The sequence below is a fragment of the Myxococcus virescens genome (genome assembly GCF_900101905.1).
GTDB classification, from domain to species: domain Bacteria; phylum Myxococcota; class Myxococcia; order Myxococcales; family Myxococcaceae; genus Myxococcus; species Myxococcus virescens.
Genome location: NZ_FNAJ01000002.1, coordinates 297,849 through 318,138, shown reverse-complemented (window position 1 = coordinate 318,138; position 20,290 = coordinate 297,849). Strand labels below are relative to the sequence as shown.

Annotated in this window: 17 protein-coding genes; 9 read left to right on the top strand and 8 right to left on the bottom strand. The window is 68.9% G+C overall.

Annotated elements, in window-relative coordinates:
- From BLU09_RS07970 to BLU09_RS07955, 3 genes are all read left to right on the top strand, one after another.
- Nucleotides 1–918, top strand: a complete 918-nt coding sequence (locus BLU09_RS07970; RefSeq protein WP_090487857.1) for a LysR family transcriptional regulator — start codon at nt 1–3, stop codon at nt 916–918.
- Between the two features lie 134 nt (nt 919–1,052).
- A complete protein-coding gene (locus tag BLU09_RS07965) occupies nt 1,053–1,358 on the top strand; it encodes a DUF378 domain-containing protein (RefSeq protein ID WP_090487855.1) in 306 nt (101 codons plus the stop codon).
- A 530-nt stretch (nt 1,359–1,888) separates the two neighbouring features.
- Nucleotides 1,889–2,812: a bestrophin family protein gene (locus BLU09_RS07955; RefSeq protein WP_090487853.1), complete on the top strand. Its 924-nt coding sequence runs from the start codon at nt 1,889–1,891 to the stop codon at nt 2,810–2,812.
- A gap of 98 nt (nt 2,813–2,910) precedes the next feature.
- Here BLU09_RS07955 and BLU09_RS07950 read toward each other — a convergent pair whose 3' ends face one another.
- Together BLU09_RS07950 and BLU09_RS07945 are read right to left on the bottom strand one after the other, a co-directional pair.
- Nucleotides 2,911–3,294, bottom strand: a complete 384-nt coding sequence (locus BLU09_RS07950) for a VOC family protein (RefSeq protein ID WP_090487851.1) — start codon at nt 3,292–3,294, stop codon at nt 2,911–2,913.
- Nucleotides 3,295–3,394: 100 nt separating this feature from the next.
- Complete coding sequence (locus tag BLU09_RS07945) at nt 3,395–4,126, bottom strand: helix-turn-helix domain-containing protein (protein WP_090487849.1); 732 nt, start codon at nt 4,124–4,126, stop codon at nt 3,395–3,397.
- Between the two features lie 126 nt (nt 4,127–4,252).
- On the opposite strand from BLU09_RS07945, the gene BLU09_RS07940 reads away from it, so the two are divergent.
- Nucleotides 4,253–4,651 carry a hypothetical protein gene (locus BLU09_RS07940; RefSeq protein ID WP_090487847.1) on the top strand — a complete coding sequence of 133 codons (399 nt, stop codon included), beginning with the start codon at nt 4,253–4,255 and terminating at the stop codon, nt 4,649–4,651.
- A 16-nt stretch (nt 4,652–4,667) separates the two neighbouring features.
- Here BLU09_RS07940 and BLU09_RS07935 read toward each other — a convergent pair whose 3' ends face one another.
- Nucleotides 4,668–5,414, bottom strand: coding sequence for a hypothetical protein (locus BLU09_RS07935; RefSeq protein ID WP_244171518.1), 747 nt, complete (start codon nt 5,412–5,414; stop codon nt 4,668–4,670).
- 238 nt (nt 5,415–5,652) lie between these two features.
- Here BLU09_RS07935 and BLU09_RS07930 point away from each other — a divergent pair, with 238 nt between their 5' ends.
- Nucleotides 5,653–6,546: a symporter gene (locus BLU09_RS07930; RefSeq protein ID WP_244171517.1), complete on the top strand. Its 894-nt coding sequence runs from the start codon at nt 5,653–5,655 to the stop codon at nt 6,544–6,546.
- Here the strand turns inward: BLU09_RS07930 and ppsA are convergent.
- Nucleotides 6,543–8,882 carry a phosphoenolpyruvate synthase gene (ppsA, locus tag BLU09_RS07925; protein ID WP_090487841.1) on the bottom strand — a complete coding sequence of 780 codons (2,340 nt, stop codon included), beginning with the start codon at nt 8,880–8,882 and terminating at the stop codon, nt 6,543–6,545. The two genes, BLU09_RS07930 and ppsA, sit on opposite strands and share 4 nt — an antisense overlap.
- 301 nt (nt 8,883–9,183) lie before the next feature.
- Here ppsA and BLU09_RS07920 point away from each other — a divergent pair, with 301 nt between their 5' ends.
- The 3 genes from BLU09_RS07920 to rpsD all read left to right on the top strand — a co-directional run bounded on the left by BLU09_RS07920 (nt 9,184) and on the right by rpsD (nt 12,635).
- Nucleotides 9,184–10,239, top strand: coding sequence for an NAD(P)-dependent alcohol dehydrogenase (locus BLU09_RS07920; RefSeq protein ID WP_090487839.1), 1,056 nt, complete (start codon nt 9,184–9,186; stop codon nt 10,237–10,239).
- A gap of 282 nt (nt 10,240–10,521) precedes the next feature.
- Complete coding sequence (locus BLU09_RS07910) at nt 10,522–11,862, top strand: MATE family efflux transporter (RefSeq protein ID WP_244171516.1); 1,341 nt, start codon at nt 10,522–10,524, stop codon at nt 11,860–11,862.
- 140 nt (nt 11,863–12,002) lie between these two features.
- Nucleotides 12,003–12,635, top strand: coding sequence for a 30S ribosomal protein S4 (rpsD, locus tag BLU09_RS07905; protein WP_090488749.1), 633 nt, complete (start codon nt 12,003–12,005; stop codon nt 12,633–12,635).
- A 63-nt stretch (nt 12,636–12,698) separates the two neighbouring features.
- Here rpsD and BLU09_RS07900 read toward each other — a convergent pair whose 3' ends face one another.
- On the bottom strand, nt 12,699–13,700 hold the full coding sequence (locus BLU09_RS07900) for an alpha/beta fold hydrolase (RefSeq protein ID WP_186817862.1): 1,002 nt from the start codon (nt 13,698–13,700) through the stop codon (nt 12,699–12,701).
- 250 nt (nt 13,701–13,950) lie between these two features.
- Between BLU09_RS07900 and BLU09_RS07895 the strand changes: the two genes are divergently transcribed.
- Complete coding sequence (locus BLU09_RS07895; RefSeq protein ID WP_090487833.1) at nt 13,951–15,621, top strand: carboxylesterase family protein; 1,671 nt, start codon at nt 13,951–13,953, stop codon at nt 15,619–15,621.
- Nucleotides 15,622–15,748: 127 nt separating this feature from the next.
- On the opposite strand, the gene BLU09_RS07885 is transcribed toward BLU09_RS07895, so the two are convergent.
- The 3 genes from BLU09_RS07885 to BLU09_RS07875 are packed head-to-tail and all read right to left on the bottom strand — an operon-like array spanning nt 15,749 to nt 20,213.
- Entirely contained in the window at nt 15,749–16,204 is a 456-nt protein-coding gene (locus BLU09_RS07885) for a hypothetical protein (RefSeq protein ID WP_244171515.1), read from the bottom strand.
- A 47-nt stretch (nt 16,205–16,251) separates the two neighbouring features.
- Nucleotides 16,252–18,816 (bottom strand): polynucleotide kinase-phosphatase, encoded by a 2,565-nt coding sequence (locus BLU09_RS07880; protein WP_090487829.1) that lies wholly within the window; start codon nt 18,814–18,816, stop codon nt 16,252–16,254.
- Entirely contained in the window at nt 18,813–20,213 is a 1,401-nt protein-coding gene (locus tag BLU09_RS07875) for a 3' terminal RNA ribose 2'-O-methyltransferase Hen1 (RefSeq protein WP_090487827.1), read from the bottom strand. Before BLU09_RS07875 ends, BLU09_RS07880 begins: the two co-directional genes overlap by 4 nt.
- Nucleotides 20,214–20,290: the final 77 nt, after the last annotated feature.

The window sequence follows — 20,290 nt, the reverse complement described above, 5'->3', positions numbered from 1 at the left end:
ATGAGGGACCGCCTTGGGGGCGTCTTCGCCTTCGTCCAGGCCGTGGAGGCAGGGAGCTTCGCGCTCGCCGCGGAGCGCATGGGGCTCTCACGCTCGGCCGTGGGGAAGAGCATCGCGCGGCTGGAGGAGCGTCTGGAGACCCGGCTGTTCCAGCGCACCACGCGTCGGCAGAGCCTCACCGAGGACGGCCAGGCCTTCTACGAGCGCTGCGTGCGCGCATTGGCGGAGCTCGAGGCGGCGGAGACGGCGCTGGACTCCGGACGGCGCGCGCCCACGGGCCGCCTGCGCGTCAGCGCGCCCGTGATGTTCGGCCGGCACTGCGCCGCGCCGCTGCTGCGCGAGCTGGTCCTCCAGCATCCGGGACTGGAGCTGGAAATCGCCTTCAGCGACCGGATGGTCGACCTCGTCGAGGAAGGCTACGACCTGGCCCTCCGCGTCGCGCCGCTGGCGGACCACGCGGGACTGACGGCGCGCCGGCTGGGCGTCCAGACGATGTCCGTCTGCGCCGCGCCCGGCTACCTGAAGCGCCACGGCCGCCCGAAGACACTGGAAGACCTGGGCGAGCACGACGCGGTCGTCTACGGCCGCAACGGCGTCAACAAGCCCTGGCGATTCCCGGACGGACAGGGCGGCGAGCAGCGCATCGCCGTCCAGGCGCGCCTGCGCTTCGACGACGTGGAGACCATCATGGACGCCGCGGTGCAGGGGGCCGGGCTGGCGTGGCTTCCTCGCTGGCTCATCGCCGAGCACCTGAGCAGCGGCAGGCTCGTCGAGGTGCTGGAGACTCAGCGCCCCTATGGCAACGAAATCTACGCGGTGTGGCCTCAGAGCAAACACCTGACCTCGAAGGTGCGCGCGGCCATCGACCTCCTCGTCGCGCGCATTCCCGAGCGACTGGTGGATACCCACTCCCGCTGAGCCGCATGGCGTCCGGAGCACCGAGCCGGACAATCGGTGCCGGAGGAGTAGCCAGGACGCGTCCGGGCAACACCTTATCCGGGAGGCATCACCCACCTGCACGGGTGGAACACACCTAGCCAAGGATACGAGCCATGGAACGAGCGGATGCGGACCGAACCAGAGGAGGGCTCGCCAAGGTGATGGCCGTCCTGGCCATCATCGGCGCCATCAACTGGGGCCTGATTGGCTTCTTCAATTGGAACCTCGTGAACGCGCTTTTCGGCGGCGAGACACGGACGGCGATGAGCGCGCTCAGTCGCCTCATCTACTCCATCGTGGGTCTGTCGGGCGTCGCGCTGGCGCTCACCTTCCCGTGGAAGAAGAGCATTGGAACCACCACGACCACCACGCCGAGAACGGACGTGGGGCTCCACCGCAGAACCGAAGTGCGTCCCTGACGCTGGAGGGCCCGCGGTACCCACGGCCCCCTGAGTCCACCTCGGGCGATACGTTCGGCGCCCCGCAACGCAGCGGTTCCGCCTCGGCCCACCAGGACAGGGCCGGGGCCTCCGCACGAGGAAGCCGTCACCATCGAAGACCTCGCCGGCAACAGCCGCGAGGACTTCATCGCGGTGGCCTCCGATGGATACGCCGCCCCCTTCAATACGCCGCTCGACGGAGCGCGTGACTCCTGGGGCATCGCGGCGCACCAGGGGATGCTCTACGTCGCGCATGTGGCTGGCATCGACCATGCGTCCGGGCAGACGCTGCGCGCCTGGAACTCCCGAAAGAAGCGCCGTTGCAGTTCACCGTCCTGCGAGGTGCCTGCGACGGCGTCTGATCGTTCGCGGACCACACCATCGAGCGGATTCACGACGGACCGTGGCACACGCTTACCAGCGGGCCCCGCTCCCCCTAATCGCCTGAACAGGCCCCCAAGAGGAGCGCTTGCGACCCGGAGGCATTTGGCGCAGGAAGGTCCCTGCTCGTGATTGTCCGTCCTCGCCTCAGCTCGCTTCGGCTCCTCTTCGTTGTGCGCGGGACCATCCTCCCGCGCGTCCTGCCCCACGTCCTGGGCATCGCGGCGCTCTCCGCGCTCGTCGTCTGGGCGTACCGGCAAGGCTATCTGGATCTGCAGATCTCCTCACCGGCGCCGCTGTCCCTGCTGGGCATCGCGCTCTCCATCTTCCTCGGCTTCCGGAACAACGCCTGCTACGACCGGTGGTGGGAGGCCCGGAAGCACTGGGGCGCGCTCATCATCGAACTGCGTTCATTCTCCCATGAGGCCATCGCGCTCCTGGGGGACGACGGCAGCGGAGCGCAACAGGCGATGCGCAGGCTGGTGAGGCGGAACATCGCCTTCGCCCACGCGATGGCCGCACACCTGCGCGGGCATGACGCCCGGGAGGACATCAGCCGCCTGCTGCCAGAGCCGGAGGCCGCGCGCGTACTGGCCAGCCAGAACCGCCCCAACGCCCTGCTTCGGGAGCACGACCGGGAGCTGGCCTCGCTCCTCCGGGAGAAGCATCTCACCGACATCACCTGGAGCGAGCTGCGGACGCACGTCCATGGCTTGATGAACGTGCTCTCCGCGTGTGAGCGCATCCGCTTCACGCCCCTGCCCTTCACGTACACGGTGCTGCTGCACCGCACCGCCTACCTGTTCTGCCTGCTGCTGCCCTTTGGTCTCGCGGAGGCGCTGGGCTGGTTCACGCCCTGGCTCGCGGCGATGATTGCCTACACCTTCTTCGGGCTCGACCGGCTGAGCGACGAACTGGAGGAGCCCTTCGGCACGGAGCCCAACGACCTCTCCTTGCTGGCGATGGCGCGCAGCGTGGAGATGAACTTGATGGAGGCGCTGGGCGAACCGCAGCCCGAGCCGCTGAAGCCACGCGACTTCGTCCTCCCATGACGGGCCCGCGTCACGCGTCCATCACATCGGCTCCGTAGGGTGGCTTTCGCAGTCCTTCCTCGATTGCTCGCCCCAGAGTCCCCAGGACAGCACACTGCTCAGGCCGGGCCCTGGCCCTGCAAGACGGACAGCACGTTGCCTGAAGGGTCCTTGAACCAGGCAATGGGCGGCCCCGCGTCACCCCGGACGATGCCCTTCGCATCCGCGTCGAAGCCGTCGTACCGCTCGAAACGCACGCCGCGTTGGGACAGCGCGTCCACCGCCTTGTCGATGTCCTCCACGGGGAAGTTGAGAATCGTGAACGACGCCGGGGTGTGGTTGTCCTTGGGATAGACGAGGATGTCCCTGCCGCCCGCGATGTGCAGCGTCAACATGCCGTCCGACTCGGACGTCTTCAGGCCCAGCGTCTCGCCGTAGAACTTCCGGGCCGCCGCCACGTCTCGCACTGAGAAGCCGCTGAACGCCTTCGTATCTCCGAACATGCCTGACTCCCTGACTGGATGGCCGCCGTACCCGGCGCTCTCCTTCAGGTGGACATGGACCGAGCCCGACGCAACGACGCGGCCCGCGGGGAATAATCCATCACATCGGGTGGAACTGCTCGATGGTGATTTCCTCCACCAGGGCATCCTGGGGGGCGCCGAAGCTGGTGAGCGTGGTGTACCAGTGCGTCGTCGCGCCATCGCGGGTGAAGGTCAAGGGCACCAGCACCGAGCCGGCGTTGGCGGGCCGCAGCGCGGTCAACGCCTCGACACCTGGCTGAGCCAGGACACGGGCCAGGACCGATGCCACGGGTGAGCGGGGGCCCCGCATGCGAGCGCCCTCCCGCAGCCGGTGGAGCAGATACCCGGCAATCTCCTCCCAGTTGCCAATGGCCGAGCGCACGGGTCCGGGCACGAAGACGAGGTCCATCAGGTTGACCTGTCCGAGCGCCTCACGCGGCTGCCCCATCATCGCGAGCGCGCCCGCATTGGCCTCGAGCACCGTCGAGGACGAATCCACCACGATGGCGGGATACGGCTCATGCGACGCGAGGATGAGCCCCGCGGCCCGCCGGACCTCCGCCAGCTCCGCGCTGTGCCAGCCGCGCTCGCCGAACTGAGGCGCGAACCCCGCCGCCACCAGCAGGGCGTTGCGGTCCCTCAGCCCCAGCCCCAGGGCCTCCGCCAGCCGCAGCACCAGTTCCTGGCTGGCCCCGGAGCGGCCCGACTCCAGGAATGACAGGTGACGCGCCGATACCTGCGCCTCCAGCGACAGGGCCAGCTGGCTCTTGCCGCGCAGCGTTCTCCATTCCTTGAGCAGGGGTCCAATCATCGCCGTGTCCCTTTCCGAGCCCAGACTGCCCCAGGCCGTGACGCGGGACGATGACCTTCGAGGTAATTGAGAACATTCCCTGCCAGGAACACTGTGCTCCCGTTCCCAGCCACCCGGAGAGCCCAGATGATGCCCCAGCTGCTTCGCAATCCCCGCTTCGTCTACCGCTTCGACGCCGCCGCCTCACTCCTCATGGGCGCGGCCTTGTTGCTCCTTGCTCCCACCCTCACCCAGCTCGCGGGCTGGCCCCTGCCGTCCACCTTCCTGTTCAGCGTGGGCCTCTTCCTGCTGCCGTGGTCGGCCTTCAACCTCTGGGTCGGGTTCAAGCAGCCCGTCCTGGGAGCAGCCCTGGTGCATGTCCTGGTGGACGCCGCATGGGTGGTGGGCAGCGTGCTGCTCATCGTCATGCACGCCCAGGAGCTCACGCCCCTGGGGACCGCGCTGCTCGCCGGGCAGGCCTTCGCCGTGGCGGGCGTGCTGGCGCTCAAGGCCGTGGGTCTCACGTCGCTTCGCGCGGCGGCGTGAGCACCGCGGCGGAGCGTCAGCCCGTGATGACCTTGAGGGCGGGCTTCCCGTCCTCGTGTGTGGCACCGTCTGAAGACGGTGACTCGTCACGCACCGTCTTGGACACTTCCAGGCTCCGGGTCACCAGCGTCTTCAGCGCCCAGACCTGGGGCACCGATTCGATGAAGACGCGGCTGGTGCCCAAACCCGCGGGCGCCGCCTCCACCTCGAAGCCCGCGGCAATGGCGCGGGCCTCGTCCACCGGCACCCAGGTGACGATGCTCTTGCGCTTGCCATTGCTGAAGAACCGGGCGAACCACTTCGTGGGCCGCTTGAAGGACACGTTGAAGTAGGACGCCGTGTCCCGGTAGAGGATATCCTCGACGGCGGCGCCGTTCTTGACGCAGATGTCCCGCACCACGCCGAAGAACTCCAACTCCGTCTCGGTGGTCTCCGCGGCGGCGCGGCCCTTCTCATCGGGCGCGGCACGGCCATCCGCCTCGAAGGGCCTGGCCGAATCCGGCTTCACCCCATTGGCGCCCTCCTGCGCCACCGCGGGCTCCGCGCCCTCGTTGAGCCGCTGGATGCGCTCCTTGAGCTTGTTCAGGAAGTCGTCGCCCATGACCCGCAGCAGCGTCGGCTCGATGGCCTCCTTCGCGACGTCCGCGAGCCGCTCCATCACCGCGGTGGTCCGCTTTCCCTTGTAGATGTCCTCCGTGAGCCACTTGAGGAAGGCTTCGTGCTCACCGGGCGCCTTCAGGGCGGACGCGAGCTTGTCGATCATCCCCTGCCGGTAGTTTGACCAACTCCAGCAGATGGTTCGCGTCCATGGCACGTCCCCTTGCCCGGGCATGCGAGGCGTCCGGGCGCGAAGGTGATTTCAAGGCGCGGGGGCCTTGGCGGCCATCCCCCCAGGGGTGAGTGAGGCCCGACCCTGTCACGCCGCGACCGCTTCGAGGAACGCGCGCACGGCTGGCCGCCCCAACGTGCCCGACGAGGCGCTCCGTGCGCATCCTCCATCCATGGACGCCGAGGTGACCGCCGCGCTGAGCGTGCGGGACGGAGTCGAGTTCGCGGTCCGGCACCTCGTCGTGCTCATGGGGTTCGTCCTCGGGCTCGCCGTCGACGTGAGCGCCGTGAAGCACGCCATGCGGCTGCCTGCCTACGCGCGAGGTCTTCCCCTCATCCTGTTGGGAGTCCCGCTGCTCGCCCTGCTCGTGGTGAACCTCCTGCCCCTGCCCCCCATCGCCGCCGGCATCCTGCTGTTGATGGCCGTCAGCCCTGGCGTGCCCAGCGTCGCGGTCGCGGCCTACCGGCAGCGCGGCGACTTGAGCCTCACGGTGGCGCTGTCTCTCACCCTGTCCCTGGCGGCCATCGTGTGCCTGCCGCTCTCACTCCGGTTGCTCAGCGACTTCTTCCCCGCCGTGTTCAAGGCCCCCACCACCGTCCAGCTCCTCGAGCGGGTCATGCTGCCCTTCCTCGTGCCGCTCGCGGCGGGCTGGGCACTGCGCGCCTGGCGGCCAATGCTGGCCAGGCGACTGCTGCATCCCATGCTGTGGCTCTTCAAGGTGGTGTTCGTCGTCGCCATCCTGCTCCTGCTGTTCATCAGCGGCCCGAGGCTGCGCGACGTGGACGGCTGGATGGTGCTGGGCATGCTGGTGATGACCCTGGGCTCCGCGCTACTGGGCCATGTGGCGGGAGGGCCTCGGCCTGAAGACAGGACCGCGCTCGCGCTCGCGGCGGTCTTCGGCAATCCCTCCATCGCGCTGGCCGTCGCGACGGCCACCTACCAGGACTTGCGGCTGACGCCCTTCCTGGCGGTCTATCTGATGCTGCGCACGTTGGCGCTGCTCCCCTACCTGCTCTGGAACAAGCACCACCTCCGGCACGGAATGCCCCACCCTGGCAGGACCTAACAGCCCTGGAGCGTCGCCCGCTTCGAGGCCGCCAGCAGCAGCCGCTGCTCCGCGGCGGCAATCACCCGCTGCGTCGCGAGCACCGCCGCCGGGTCCACGGAGATGGACGTAATCCCCGCGCGCACCAAGTGCTCCGCGAAGTCCGGCCGGTTCGACGGCGCCTGTCCACACAGCGAGGACGTCAGGCCCGCTTCCTCGCACCCGCGAATGATGTCGCCAATGGCGGCCAGCACCGCGGCGTCCGCTTCGTCGAACAGCTCGGCGCATGACTCGGAGTCCCGGTCCACGCCCAGCATGAGCTGCGTCAAATCATTCGAGCCGATGGACACGCCATCAATCCCACACTTCGCATAGTCGTGGAGGCGGTAGACGATGGAAGGCACCTCCGCCATCACCCACGTCTTCAACCCCCGCTGCCGCCCCAGCGGGCTGCGGGCGATGAGCTCCAGACACGCCTCCAGCTCCCAGAGCGTGCGGACGAAGGGCAGCATCACCTGGAGATTGGGCGTCTGCTCACGAACCCGCGCGAGCACCTCCAGCTCCAGGTTGAACACGTCGGGCTCGCGCAGGTACCGGTAGGCGCCCCGGAAGCCAATCATCGGGTTGGACTCCTCGGGCTCGAACTCAGCGCCGCCTTCCAGTCCGCGGAACTCGTTCGTCCGGAAGTCCGTCGTCCGGTACACCACAGGGCGCGGATGGAAGGCTCGCGTCGTCTGGAGCAGGGCCCCCGCCATGCGCTCGACGAACTCACCCCGCCGGCCCTCCGCAATCAGCTTGCGTGGATGCACGCCCCCCAGGGCCTCCGTGAGCATGAACTCGGCGCGCAGCAGGCCCACACCATCCACCGGGAGCGCCGCGGCCTCGCGAGCCTGCGCGGGCAGGGCCAGGTTGACGTAGAGGCGCGTGGCCAGCACCGGGGCCGTTCCCACCGTGGATGCGGTGGCCGTGGCCTCCACCGCGCGTGGACGTGGCGCCTCCTGTCCCTCCCGGACTTCTCCCGTCGAGCCATCCACCGTCACCGGCTCGCCGGCTCGCAGCGTGCGTGTGGCGGTGCGTGTGCCCACCACGCAGGGTTTGCGCAGCTCCCGGCTGACGATGGCGGCGTGGCACGTCATGCCGCCCCGGTCCGTGACAATGGCGGCGGCCCGCCGCATGGTGGGGACCCAGTCCGGCGACGTCATCTCAGCCACCAGCACCTCGCCCGGCTGGAGCTGCCGTCCCTCCGCCGGTGACGCCAGCACCCGCACGCGGCCGGCCGCCACACCGGGCGACGCCCCCAGGCCCTGCACCAGCGCCTTGCCCGCATGGCCTTCCTCTGACGGAGGCACGGCGGACTTTCCCAGCGTGGTAATCGGGCGCGTCTGCACCAGGAACAAACGTCCGCGCTCCTCCGCCCACTCGATGTCCTGCGGCGCACCGTAGTGCTGCTCCACCCGCAATCCCAACCGCGCCAGCTCCAGCACCGCCACGTCGCTCAGCACGCGCTCATGGGCCTGTTCCGGACCCAGTGTCTCGCGCTGCGTGTGTCCTTCGGCATCGCGCACCAGACGGACACTCTTGTCGCCCACCCGGACCTCGCACACGCGAGGCTCCTTCTTGGAGACACTGTACGTATCCGGCTCCACCTGCCCGCCCACCACGACTTCTCCCAGCCCCCAGGCCGCCTCGATGACGATGCGGCCGGTATCTCCCGAAGACGGGTCCGCGGTGAACATGACGCCCGCGCAAGCCGCATCCACCATGGCCTGAACCACCACGGCGATGGCGGGTTCCTCGGTGAGCCCTTCCGCCTTGCGGTAGGCCACCACGCGCTCGCCGTAGGCCGAAGCCCAACATGCCCGGAGCGCGTCCATCAAGGCGTCATCACCCAACACGTGGGTGAAGGATTCGTGCATGCCCGCGAAGGACGTGGCCGCCGAGTCCTCCGAGGTCGCCGAGGAACGCACCGCCACGGCCCGGTCCGCGCCCAATTGCTGATACGCCTCCAGGATGGCGGCGCGCAGCCGCTCCGGGACGGGCGCGCTCCGCACGCGCTCACGGAGCTGCTGCGTGACCTGGGTCAGCGACGAAGGGTCATCCGGGTCCACCTGCGCCCAGAGGCGGCTCAGTTGGGCACGTACCGGCGCCATGGCCTCCTGGAAGGCGGCGGCGGTGATGACGAAGCCCGGCGGAACAGGCAGCCCCGCCCGCGTCATCTCGCCCAGGTTCGCGCCCTTGCCCCCCGCCAGCGCGACGTCCTCGCGGGACAGCTCGCTGAACCAGAGCAGACGCGGCGCGGCGGCCACCTCCGGATGCTCGGCTTCCCGTGGCTTCTCCGTGTCCGGTGAGACGTTCATGGTACCGCCCCCTGAAGCAAACGCCTGATTGCGCGGACGCTGCGCACCGGCGCTCGCGCACGAGGTCCTCATTCCCGCGTGAAGCGGGCGCGACTCACCGAGGACGATGCGGCCGGTGCGAGGTGATGACATCCATCCGGGCCCGGAGCGCGCGGGCCCGAGCCGCCGTTACGGCCACATGCGCCCGAGCATGCGCTCGGCATGAACTCCACCGCCGCCGCTCCACGCCCGCGCGGATGACGCCCTCCGACACCGTGCCGAGACTTCACGAGTGGACACCCACGAACCCCCGGGAGGGAGCATGCGAGCCAATGTCTTTCAGGCTGTGAACCGCTTCGGCATCGAAGAGGTGGAGCGCCCACGCGCGGGAGCCGGCGAGGCGGTCATCCGGATGACGATGACCACGGTCTGCGGCACGGACCTGCACATCGTCCGTGGCGAGTACCCGGTCCGCCCGGGGCTCGTCATCGGTCACGAGCCCGTGGGTGTCATCGAGGAGCTTGGCCCCGGCGTGACGGACTACCGCCTGGGACAGCGTGTCCTCGTGGGTGCCATCACCCCGTGTGGACAATGCGGGGCCTGCCTGTCCGGTCACCTTCCACAGTGCGGCCACGGCGGTGGCTATAAAGCCCTGGGAGGCTGGCGCATGGGCAACACCCAGGATGGAGCCCAGGCCGAGTACATCCGCATTCCCGCCGCGCAGGCCAACCTCGCGCCCATTCCAGATGGACTCACCGACGAGCAGGTCGTCCTCCTGTCGGACATCGCCTCCACGGGCTTCAGCGGCGCGGAGGCAGGCGGCGTACGCATCGGCGATGCCGTGGTCGTCTTCGCGCAGGGACCCATCGGCCTGTGCGCCTCCATTGGTGCGCGGTTGATGGGCGCCTCGCTCGTGGTCGGCGTGGACGGCGATGAGGCGCGGCTGAAGCTGGCGCGGAAGATGGGTGTGGACGTGGTGCTCGACCACCGTCAGCAGGACGTCGTCGCCGAGGTGAAACGGCTCACGGGCGGCGGCGCCGACGTGGCCATCGAGGCGCTGGGCACCCAGCAGACTTTCGAGAGCGCGCTGCGCTGCCTGCGGCCCGCGGGCACGCTGTCCAGCCTGGGGGTGTACTCGGGCAAGCTCCAGTTGCCCTACGACGCGTTCGCCGCCGGCCTGGGGGACTACCGCATCGTCACCACCCTGTGCCCAGGAGGCAAGGAGCGCATGCGCCGCCTCATGGACCTGGTGCACCACAAGCGCATCGACCTGTCGCCGCTCATCACCCATCGCTTCAAGCTCGCGGACATCCAGGAGGCCTACGCCCTCTTCGGCGAGCGCCGTGACGGCGTCTTCAAGGTGGCCATCCAACCGTGAGCCCCGCCCCACTCCGTGGGGCAGCCACGCGAAGGCGAATCCTACAGACGTGGTGAGTCTCACGCTGGCTGCGCTGAATGCCAGCAAGGAGGAAGTGCTCGCCGATGCCGTGAGCCGCATGGCCAAACAAGGCTTGTCCTCCGGTGGCGTTCCTGGTGCGCTGAGCGCGTGAGGTGACGTCCCATGGGTGACGCAGCCAGCAGCGACGCAACCCCGGTACAGGATGCAGCGCCCGGGTCCACACCTTCCGCGCTCCCCGGACGCGCATCACTTCAAGACGCGATGCTGCGGGGCCCTCTGCTGAAGCCCCTGCTCCAGCTCGCCGTGCCCACCACGCTGGTCCTGATTGCCCAATCGTTGGTGGGCGTGGCGGAGAACTGGTACGCGAGCTTCCTGGGCACGGAGGCGCTGGCGGGCGTCTCCCTCGTCTTTCCCGTCGTGATGTTGATGACGATGATGTCCAACGGAGGCGTTGGCAGCGGCGTGGCCTCCGCGGTGGCGCGAGCCCTGGGCGCGAACCGGCGGGACGATGCGAATGCCCTGGTCTGGCATGCCGTGGTGCTGGCGTTGGCCATTGGCCTTGTCTTCAGCGTCCTCGCCTGGATGACCGGCCCCGCGTTGTACACGGCGCTGGGTGGACAGGCGGGCGCGTTGGACGCCGCGCTCCAGTATTCGAACTACGTGTTCGCGGGCTCGATTCCCTTCTGGCTGGTGAACCTGCTCGCGGCGGCGCTGCGCGGCGCGGGCGAAGTGCGCGTCCCGGCGCTGGTGACCCTGGTGGGCGCCGCTGTCTTCCTCGTCGTGACGCCAGGGGTCATCTTCGGCTTCGGCCCGGTGCCCGCGATGGGGCTGGCGGGCGCTGGGCTCGCGATGACGTTGTTCTACGTGGGCGCGGCGCTCTGGCTGCTGCGCTACATGGCGTCCGGACGGGCCGCGGTCCGCCTCACGAAAGGGCCGCTGGAGCCGCGGCTGCTTCGCGACATCCTGCGCGTGGGCCTGATGACGGCGTTGAGCTCGCTACAGCCCAACCTGATGGTGATGGTCATCACCGGTGCCGTGGGCCTGTTCGGCGTGGAGGCGCTGGCCGGCTATGGCATGGCGTCGCGCCTGGACTACCTCATCATCCCGATTCTCTTTGGCCTGGGCACGGCCGTGCTGACGCTGGTGGGCACCAACGTGGGTGCGGGACAGCACGAGCGCGCCCGGCGCATCGCCTGGTTGGGCGGAGGGCTGGGCTTCGTGGCCGCGGGAGCCATTGGACTGGCCGCGGCGCTGGCGCCCGAAGTCTGGCTCCATGCCTTCAGCCGCGAGCCCGCTGTCGTGGCGCCGGGCCTGGACTACCTGCGAATCGTGGCGCCGTTCTACGGACTGCTGGGCCTGGGCTTCGTGCTCGCGTTCGCCGCACAGGGCGCGGGCCACGTGCTGTGGCCCTTCCTGGCGGGCACCTCGCGTCTGGTCATCAGCGCGGGCGTCGGATGGTTCGTCGCCGCGCGGCTCGATGCGGGGCTCTCCGCCTTGTTCGCCATGGTGGCCGCGGGACTGGTGGCCTATGCCGGCGTCACCGTCGTGGCGGTGCTCGCAGGCGCCATCTTCCGACGAGAGGCGGCGCCGCGCGGCACCTGAGCAGCGCCGTCCATCCCACGCCCGCATCCCCCACTTCGAATTCCGGACTTGACCGCCGGCCCGACCTGGAGATATTGAAATTGATACTGATTATCAACTTCATCTCCATTTCAGGCACCGGGAGATGGTCGGAGGAACACGTGGCACGCGACTTGGGACCGCGGGGGAAGATGTGTCGTCGGCTGGGGATTCCGCTTTCGCGCATCACCGCGAAGGACCCGGACAAGGACCCGGTGCTGCGCCGGCCCTATCCCCCTGGCCAGCACGGTGCCACCGCGCGCACCAGCGTGAGCGACTTCGCGCGCCGCCTGCGAGAGAAGCAGAAGCTGAAGCTGTACTACGGCCTGATGGAGAAGCAGTGCCGCGCGGCCTTCCAGGAAGCGAGCCGGGCGCCGGGCAACACCGGCACGGTGCTGCTGCAACTCCTGGAGAGCCGGTTGGACTCGCTGGTGCTTCGCGCCGGTCTGGCGACCAGCATCCGCCAGGCCCGGCAGTTCGTGCGCCACGGCTACCTTCATGTGGACGGCAAGCGGGCGGACATCCCGAGCTTCCGCGTCAAGCCTGGCAGCGAAGTCCGCTTCCACACGGCGCAACTGAAGCTCGCCGTGGTGCAGGAGTCCTTCAGCCGGATGAAGTCGCGGTCCGTGCCCGCCTACGTCCAGGTACTGGGTGAGGGGGAAGGGCTGCGCTACGTGCGCCTGCCGGAGCGGGAGGAAATCCCCGTGGACGTGAACGAGCCCTTCATCGTGGAGTACTACGCGCAGCGGAGCTGAGCTGTTCTCCGCGGCTGTCTGTCCGGGCATGTGGCTCGGACAGACAACGCTGGCGGGGGCGTGCTACGGCGCGGCGGTGGCGGCGAAGAAGTCGCGCATCCGCGTCACCACCTCCGCCCGGTTCGTCAGCCAGATGTAGTGCCCCGCGCCTTCCAGTTGCAGGTGCCTCCAGCCGGGATGACGCCGCAGCGCGTCCTCCAGGTCCGTCTCGTGCTGCTGGATGTCGGGCAGGAAGTCGCGGGCTTTCTCCCGGAACTCCAGCGGCAGCGACTCGGCCGCCACCAGGGCCTCTACCCAACCCGCGAAACCCTGCCCATCCGACAGGGACAACACGGGCCCCTGCACGCGCCCGAGGTCCATGATGGCCGCGCCCCGGACGGACTGCTCCGTGGCACCAGGATGGCGGCGCTCGCGCAGGTAGGCCCCTGTCGCGGCGTCAAACACATACGCCTGTTCGACTTCGTGCGCGGGAAGCCCTCCGCCCAAATCTCGCGCCAGCCGCTCCGCTACCGCCTGCCGCGAAGGAAGGCCGTCGAGCACGGAGAACGGCAGCGGCGGCAACGGCTCGCCCTCCAGGAACGCGGCAATCTCGCCCCGGCTGTCGGTGGCGTCCAGGTAGACGAGTGCCTCCACGCGCTCGGGGTGGTGGAGCGCCAGCCACGTCAGCTCGTCCCCCGCCAGGGAGTGGCCCGCGAACGACGCCTTCGACAGCCCCAGCGTGTCCAGCGCCCCCAGGACGTCCGTGGCCAGCGTGGCGGTGTCATAGCCGGTGTCGGGCCAATCCGAGGCGCCGTAGCCACGGCGGGTGAGCGCGTAGACGTGGTGCGTGTCCCGGAACTCGAGCGCCAGTTCGTCGAAGATGTGGGCCGTGCTGCCCATGCCCGCGAGGAACATGAGCGCCGGGCCCTTGCCGCCATAGTCGAGCACCTCCAGCTCGACGCCCCGGGCGGCCTCCACACGCGTCACCTGGTGCAGGGAGGGCGTGTCATCGGGCCCAGGGGCCAACGGAGCGGAATCACAACCAGCCCACAAGAGAAGCGCGGCACCCACGAGGTTCGTTCGCATGCGCTTGGGAATACTGACGAGCGCCTTCGCCAAGCACCAGCGCACGCCGGGGCTACCTCTCCCCTTGCCCGCATGGGGCGGGTGATGGTGCCGCCATGCCTTCTGGCCTTGCGGGGATGAGCCCCCCTCAAGGTGCGGAGCCAGGCTCACACCCCAGAAACACAGATATACGAGTATTCCAAGATTTCAGCTTTGACACTACCATTGCTCCGGCCAACGGTTCCCACTCACAGCCGCCATTGGATTTTTCATGCATATTCATGACCGCATCAAAAAGGCAGTCTTCGCGCTCGCAATGATTGCCGGGTGTGGCAGTCCCGAAGCCGTGGACCCTTCCGGCGACACCACCGCGACGGCGCCGCTCCTCACGAGCAGCAAGCTGACCCTCACCGCGTCCATGGTGCAGCCCGACGGCGTTCGTCCCGTCGCGGGTCCTTACCAGAACCTCTTCGATGAGCAGGCGCTCATTGGAGACCCTCGCGCGGGAACGGGCGCCGCGCCCGTCACGACCTGGGGTGACGTCATCTTCGACGATTCCGCGTACCCCATGGGTCTCATCATCGACCTGGGCGCGCTGTATGACATCACGGAGATTGGCGTCTTCGACACCTTCGACAGCGGCAGCGTCTCCTTCGCGGCCGGCGAGCCGGGGGCCTGGACGCCCGTGACGAACATCACCCTGACCCGGTGGCAAGCCTGGTGGGTCGTGCCCGTCACCCAGCGCACGCGGTACCTCCACCTTTCGAGGACCCGCTATGCGGGCATGAACGAAGTCGTCATCTACGGCGCCCCCGTGACGGGCGAGCCGCCCGCCAACCTTCCGCCCACGGTCTCCGCCGGAGCGGACCAGACGGTGATGCTGCCCACGAATGCCGCGCCCCTCACGGGCACCGCGACGGACAGCGATGGAACAGTCGTGACGCGGCAGTGGACCCAGGTGTCCGGTCCCAATACCGCGACCCTGACGGGCGCCACGACGCTCTCCGCGACGGCGTCCGGGCTGGTGCAGGGGCTCTACGAGTTCGAGCTGACGGTGACGGACGATGACGGCGCTACCGCCAGCGACAGAGTGAAGGTCCAGGTGACACCCGCGCCCACGGGCCGTGGCACCACGCAGGAGGTCTACAAGTCACCCTCGACGCCGGGCGGCTACGGCTATGTCGTGTACCTGCCTCCCGGTTACGAAGAAGGCTCGAACTGGCCCGTCGTCTTCTTCCTCCACGGGATGGGCGAGCAGGGAGATGGAGGCGTCAACCAGCTCAAGAAGGTCCGTGCGCACGGGCCTCAGGCGTACATCGATCAGGAGGGGAAGGACTATCCCTTCATCCTGGTCTCTCCGCAGACGAGCACGTCGGGATTCTGGAGCGCCTACGAAGCCCAATACAACCTGGACCCCTTCTTCGAGCACATCCTGGCGACGTTCAAGACAGACAGGAAGCGCGTCTACCTGACGGGCCTCAGCATGGGCGGCGCGGGGACGTTCAACTACGCATCGCTCTTCCCCTCGAAGCTCGCCGCCGCCATCCCCGTCTGCAACGGAGGCTACGGTTCGAGCGCCGCGGATGCCCTGAAGATGGTTCAGGCGAACCTTCCCATCTGGGGCTCACACGGCCTGCTCGACAACGACATCTACTACACCGCGACCGCCGGCTGGTTCACGCACCTGGGACACGCCATGGGCGGCACCGGTGGCGTCATGGATACCTTTCCCTCCCCGGCGCGTACAGCGACGGCGCTCTTCCGGCCCGGGAGCGGGCAGTGGGAATGGATTGATGGACAGACGAACACCGACACCACGGGCGCCGAGCCGGCGAAGCCCGTGCTCTTCACCCTCTTCCACGATGGCAATCACTACATCTGGGACCGGGTCTACAAAGAGCCCAAGGTGTTCGCCTGGATGCTGGCCCAGCAGCGCCCCTGAGGGGCGCACCGCCACGGACTTCAGCGCGGCTCGCGCGGCGTAGGAGGCTCCTCGCGAGCGTCATACGCGGCGCGAGCCTGCTGCACCGCATCCCGGCGGTGCAGTGCCCAGGTCGCCAGAGCAGCTCTCAGACTTCCTCGCAGACATCTGGCGGGAGCCGGGCCAGGAGCACGTCCCGCGCATCCCTGGGCGACTGAGCCCGACGCGCATAGGCAATGCCGCCCACGAGCGCCACCAGGGCCAATCCAAACCAAGGCCACCGGATGAAGTACGAGAACGACGGCTGCCCCTCCATCACCACACAGTGAGGAACGAGCGAGTCGGTCGCCACCATCCCAGCCGTGACGAACACCATGGGGCCGATGAAGGCAGTCGCCATCACGGCCCACGCCACAGCATCCCAAACCCGCCGGAGACGGCCGATGACAGGTGCAGGTGCCACCGTCAGAACATCCCCAGGCTGACGTGGGCCCCACAGCAGCCAGTACCACACGCCCAGCCCGGCGGACATCGCCAGCGCGAGCACCCACCACAGGTTGGACTCCCACCAGAGGAACGGGGATGGCTCGTCGTAGAAGTTCATCCACATCCCTCCAGTGGGCGACTGTCGCTCCCGCCCCCGAGCCTACATCAAAGCCGAGGGTCCACCGGCTCACTCTCCAGGGCGAGGACACCAAAGACACACTCATGTACACGGCGCAGCGGCTCGCCTCGCGCGAACCGCTCCAGTCCTTCGACCCCCAGCGCGAACTCACGCAGCGCCAGGGAGCGCTTCGTGGACAGGCCCCGCTGCCGCAGCCGCTCCAGGTTCGCGGGCGCGGTGTACTCCGGGCCGTAGATGATGCGCAGGTACTCCGGACCTCGTGACTTGATGGCCGGCTGGAGCAGCCCCTTTCGCCCACGCACCGCGAAGTCGAGCGGCTTGACCACCATGCCCTCGCCTCCGCGCGCCGTGAGCTCCTCCCACCAGCGCACGCCCTCCGCCACCGCGGCTTCATCCTCCAGCGCCACCACCCGGAACGGGGTCGCCACCAGCAAGGTCGCATCCGCCTGGCACACCCGGGCGAGCGCCTCCATGTGCCACACATGGTCCTTGTCCATGTGCGCCACCCCTTCCGTCGCCAGCAGGTGGAACGGCGCGAACCGCACGTCCTCCAGCGAATGCACGGGCCAGCAGTAGCGTCGGTATGCCTCCACGTACCGCTCCACGCTGCGCGCCTTCTCGCCGAAGCGTGCGGCCAGCTCCCCTACTTCCAGCCCGCGCCCCACCGCCTGCTCCAGCACCGACACCACGTCCGTGAGCGCCGCGCGTGAAGCCGCCCCCACCGACGCGTATTGGTCGCGCAGCAACTCCTGGGCCTTGAAGGACCAGGGCATCAGCTCCCCGTCGAGGCACGCCCAGTCCGTCTGGTGCGCCTCCCAGAAACCCGACGCGGTGAGCGCCGCGCGCACCCGTTCGAGGAACGCCGCTTCGAGCCCTGTGTCCGAGAAGAAGCGGCGCCCCGTGCGCGTGTAGCAGATGCCCAGCTCGCCCGTCGTGACGCCGAAGCGTCGGCGCGCCGCGGCCTCGTCGCGGGCGACCACGACCACCGCGCGCGAGCCCATGTGCTTCTCCTCGCACACGACCTTCGCCACCCCCTCCTTGCGGTAGTAGGCGAACGCCTCCGCCGGGTGCTCGAGGTAGCCCGGCGCCTTGCTCGTCTCCGAGGGCGACATCGTCGGCGGCAGGTAGATGAGCCACTTCGGGTCGATGGCGAACCGGCTCATCGCCTCCAGCGCCGCCGTGGCGTTCTCCTCGCGCACCGTCACGTTCTGGCTCAGCCGCGTCGTCACCACGCGCTTGCCCCGCACGTCGTCGATGTCCAGCAGGTCGTCATGCACCTGCTGCGCGCTCAGCCCGCCCCCTGGCGTGACGGCACCGCCCAGCGGCCGGATGGACTCCGCGTAGGCGCGCGCCGCGGGCACCGAGACGAGCGCTCGCTCCGGATAACGCAGCGCCGTCAGCTTGCCGCCATACACACAGCCCGTGTCCACGCAGAGCGTGTTGTTGAGCCAGTCCGCCTCCAGCACTGGCGTGTGCCCGTACACCACCGCCGCCTTGCCCCGGTACTCCGCGGCCCAGTTGAAGCGCACGGGCAGACCGAACTCATCCGTCTCGCCCGTCGTCTCCCCGTACAGGGCGAACTCACGCACCCGGCCGGAACCACGGCCCTGCATGGACGCCTTGAGGCCCGCGTGCGCCACCACCAGCCGCCCTTCGTCGAGGACGTAGTGCGAGACGAGCCCATCGATGAAGTCCACCACCGCCTTGTGGAACTCAGCCGGCTCGCGCTCGAGCTGCTCCAGCGACTGGGCAAGCCCGTGGGACACCTTCACGTCCCGGCCGCGCAGCTTGCGCATCAGCTTCACTTCGTGATTGCCCGGGACGCACAGCGCGCTGCCCGCCGCCACCATGTCCATGACGAGCCGGAGCACGCCCGGGGTATCCGGCCCCCGGTCCACCAGGTCTCCCACGAAGATGGCCTTGCGGCCCTCGGGCGGACGCACGTCGAACCCTGGCGTCCCATCCGCCCGTGGACGCACCTCGTAGCCCAGCTTGCCCAGCAGCGCCTCCAACTCCTCCCGGCACCCATGGACGTCGCCGATGATGTCGAAGGGCCCGTGCTCGTGCTTGCGGTTGTTCCACAGCGGCTGCCGCACGAACTCGATGGCCTCCAGCACCTCCGGCTTCAGCACGTGAACGTGGCGAAAGCCCTCGCGCTCCAGCCCTCGCAGCGAGCGGTGCATCTGCTGGAGCTGGTTGCGCACCACGTGAGCACCGAAGGCCCGGTCGGGCCGCTGGCTGTTGCGCTCCTGGCACGTCTTTTCGGGGACGTCGAGCACCACCGCCACTGGCAGCACGTGGAACTCGCGCGCGAGCTCCACCAGGGGCTTGCGCGCCTCCGGCTGCACGCTGGTCGCGTCGATGACGGTGAGCAGCCCCCGCGCCAGCCGCTTGGCCGCGACGAAGCGCAGCGTCTCGAACGCGTCCTTCGTGGCCTCCATGCTGTTCTCGTCATCGGAGACGATGCCCCGGTAGGTGTCCGACGACAGGACCTCGGTCGGCTTGAAATGCCGGCGCGCGAAGGTGGACTTGCCCGCGCCGGATGGACCGATGAGCAGGACCAGGGAGAGTTCAGGAATCGTGAGCTTCATCGCGCGAACACCGCCATCTGGGTCGGCGCACCGACGTCCGGGTCCAGGGGACCCACGGGGAGGAAACGAACGCTGTAGCCGAAGCGCTCGCAGATGCCTTGGGCCCAGGATTCGAACTCGGCCCGGGTCCACTCGAAGCGGTGGTCGCGGTGGCGGAAGGTGCCCGCGGGGAGCGATTCGAAGCGCACGTTGTATTCGGCGTTGGGCGTGGTGAGCGCCACCACGTTGGGCCGGGCGGACTCGAAGAGGACGCGCTCGAAGGCCGCGAGGCGCGGCGGGTCCAGGTGCTCGATGACCTCGATGACAGAGGCGGCCTCGTACCCGGCCAGCCGCGCGTCCCGATACATGAGGGAGCCGTGGAGCAGCTGTATCCGGCGGCGCTGAAGCTCCGGCATCCGGTCCAGGTCCAGCCTGTCCCGGGCAATCTCCAGCGAACGGAAGGACACATCCATGCCGAGGATGTCGGTGAACTGCCGCTCCTTGAGCAGGGCCCGGAGCAGCTTGCCCTCGCCGCAGCCCAGGTCCACCACGCGCGTGGCACCGCTCTCCTTGAGGACGGCGACCACCGCCTGGAGCCGCTGCTCGTTGAGGCTCAGCCGCGACTCGAGCGCGGCTTCCTCCTGGTTGCGCGCCTGCGTCCCCTCCTCCGGCTCGGGCGCTTCGTCACCGGAGAGCCGCTCCAGCGCTTCGCGCGCGAGGCTCCTGCGGTGACGCAGGTAGCGCCGGGTGATGATGTCCCGTTCCGGGTGCGCCGCCAGCCAGCCCTCCCCGTGCCGCAGGAGCTTCTCCACCTCCTCGTCGCCCACCCAGTAGTGCTTGTCGTCATCCAGCACGGGAATCAGCACATAGAGGTGCGTGAGCAGGTCGCTCAGGCGCGTGTGGGCCTCCAGCGTGACGGTGAAGTAGCGGCTGTGGCCCCAGTCTGGGACCGTCTCGTCCAGCGCATGCCGCGTGGCGGTGACGGTGTAGCCCAGAGGCTCGAAGAGTTTCCGCAGGAAGGGCTCGCCACCGCGACAGGGGAGCACGGAGAGGCGGGCCACCAGTGGCAGCGGCTGCCTGGCCAGGTCCGGCCGCTCCTTGCTGCTGCCTGACATCGCGTTGCGAAAGGTGCGTGCGAGCGCGACGCTCAGGAACGACGAGGCCACGTAGGGCCGGTCATTCACGTACTGCGCCAGCACACCGCCTTCGCCCGAAGGGCCGCGACGCTCCCTGACGAGCCCGACGGGGTCGACCTCCAGCAGCAACGCCACCGTGGTGCGCGCCTCCGTCGCCTCGGGATAGAAGACGTGCGCGTGTCCGAAGGACAGCTCGAAGGACTGCGGGCGATGCGGGTTCTTGTGGAGCAGGTACCCGAGGTCGGTCGCGGGATGATGCGTCGTCGAGAGCGTCAGCAGCATGGCCTTCCCAGCTTCGGTTCCACGGCGTCAGGGAGGTTTTCCATGACGCGGGAATGTAGCGCGGTGAAGACCAGGGG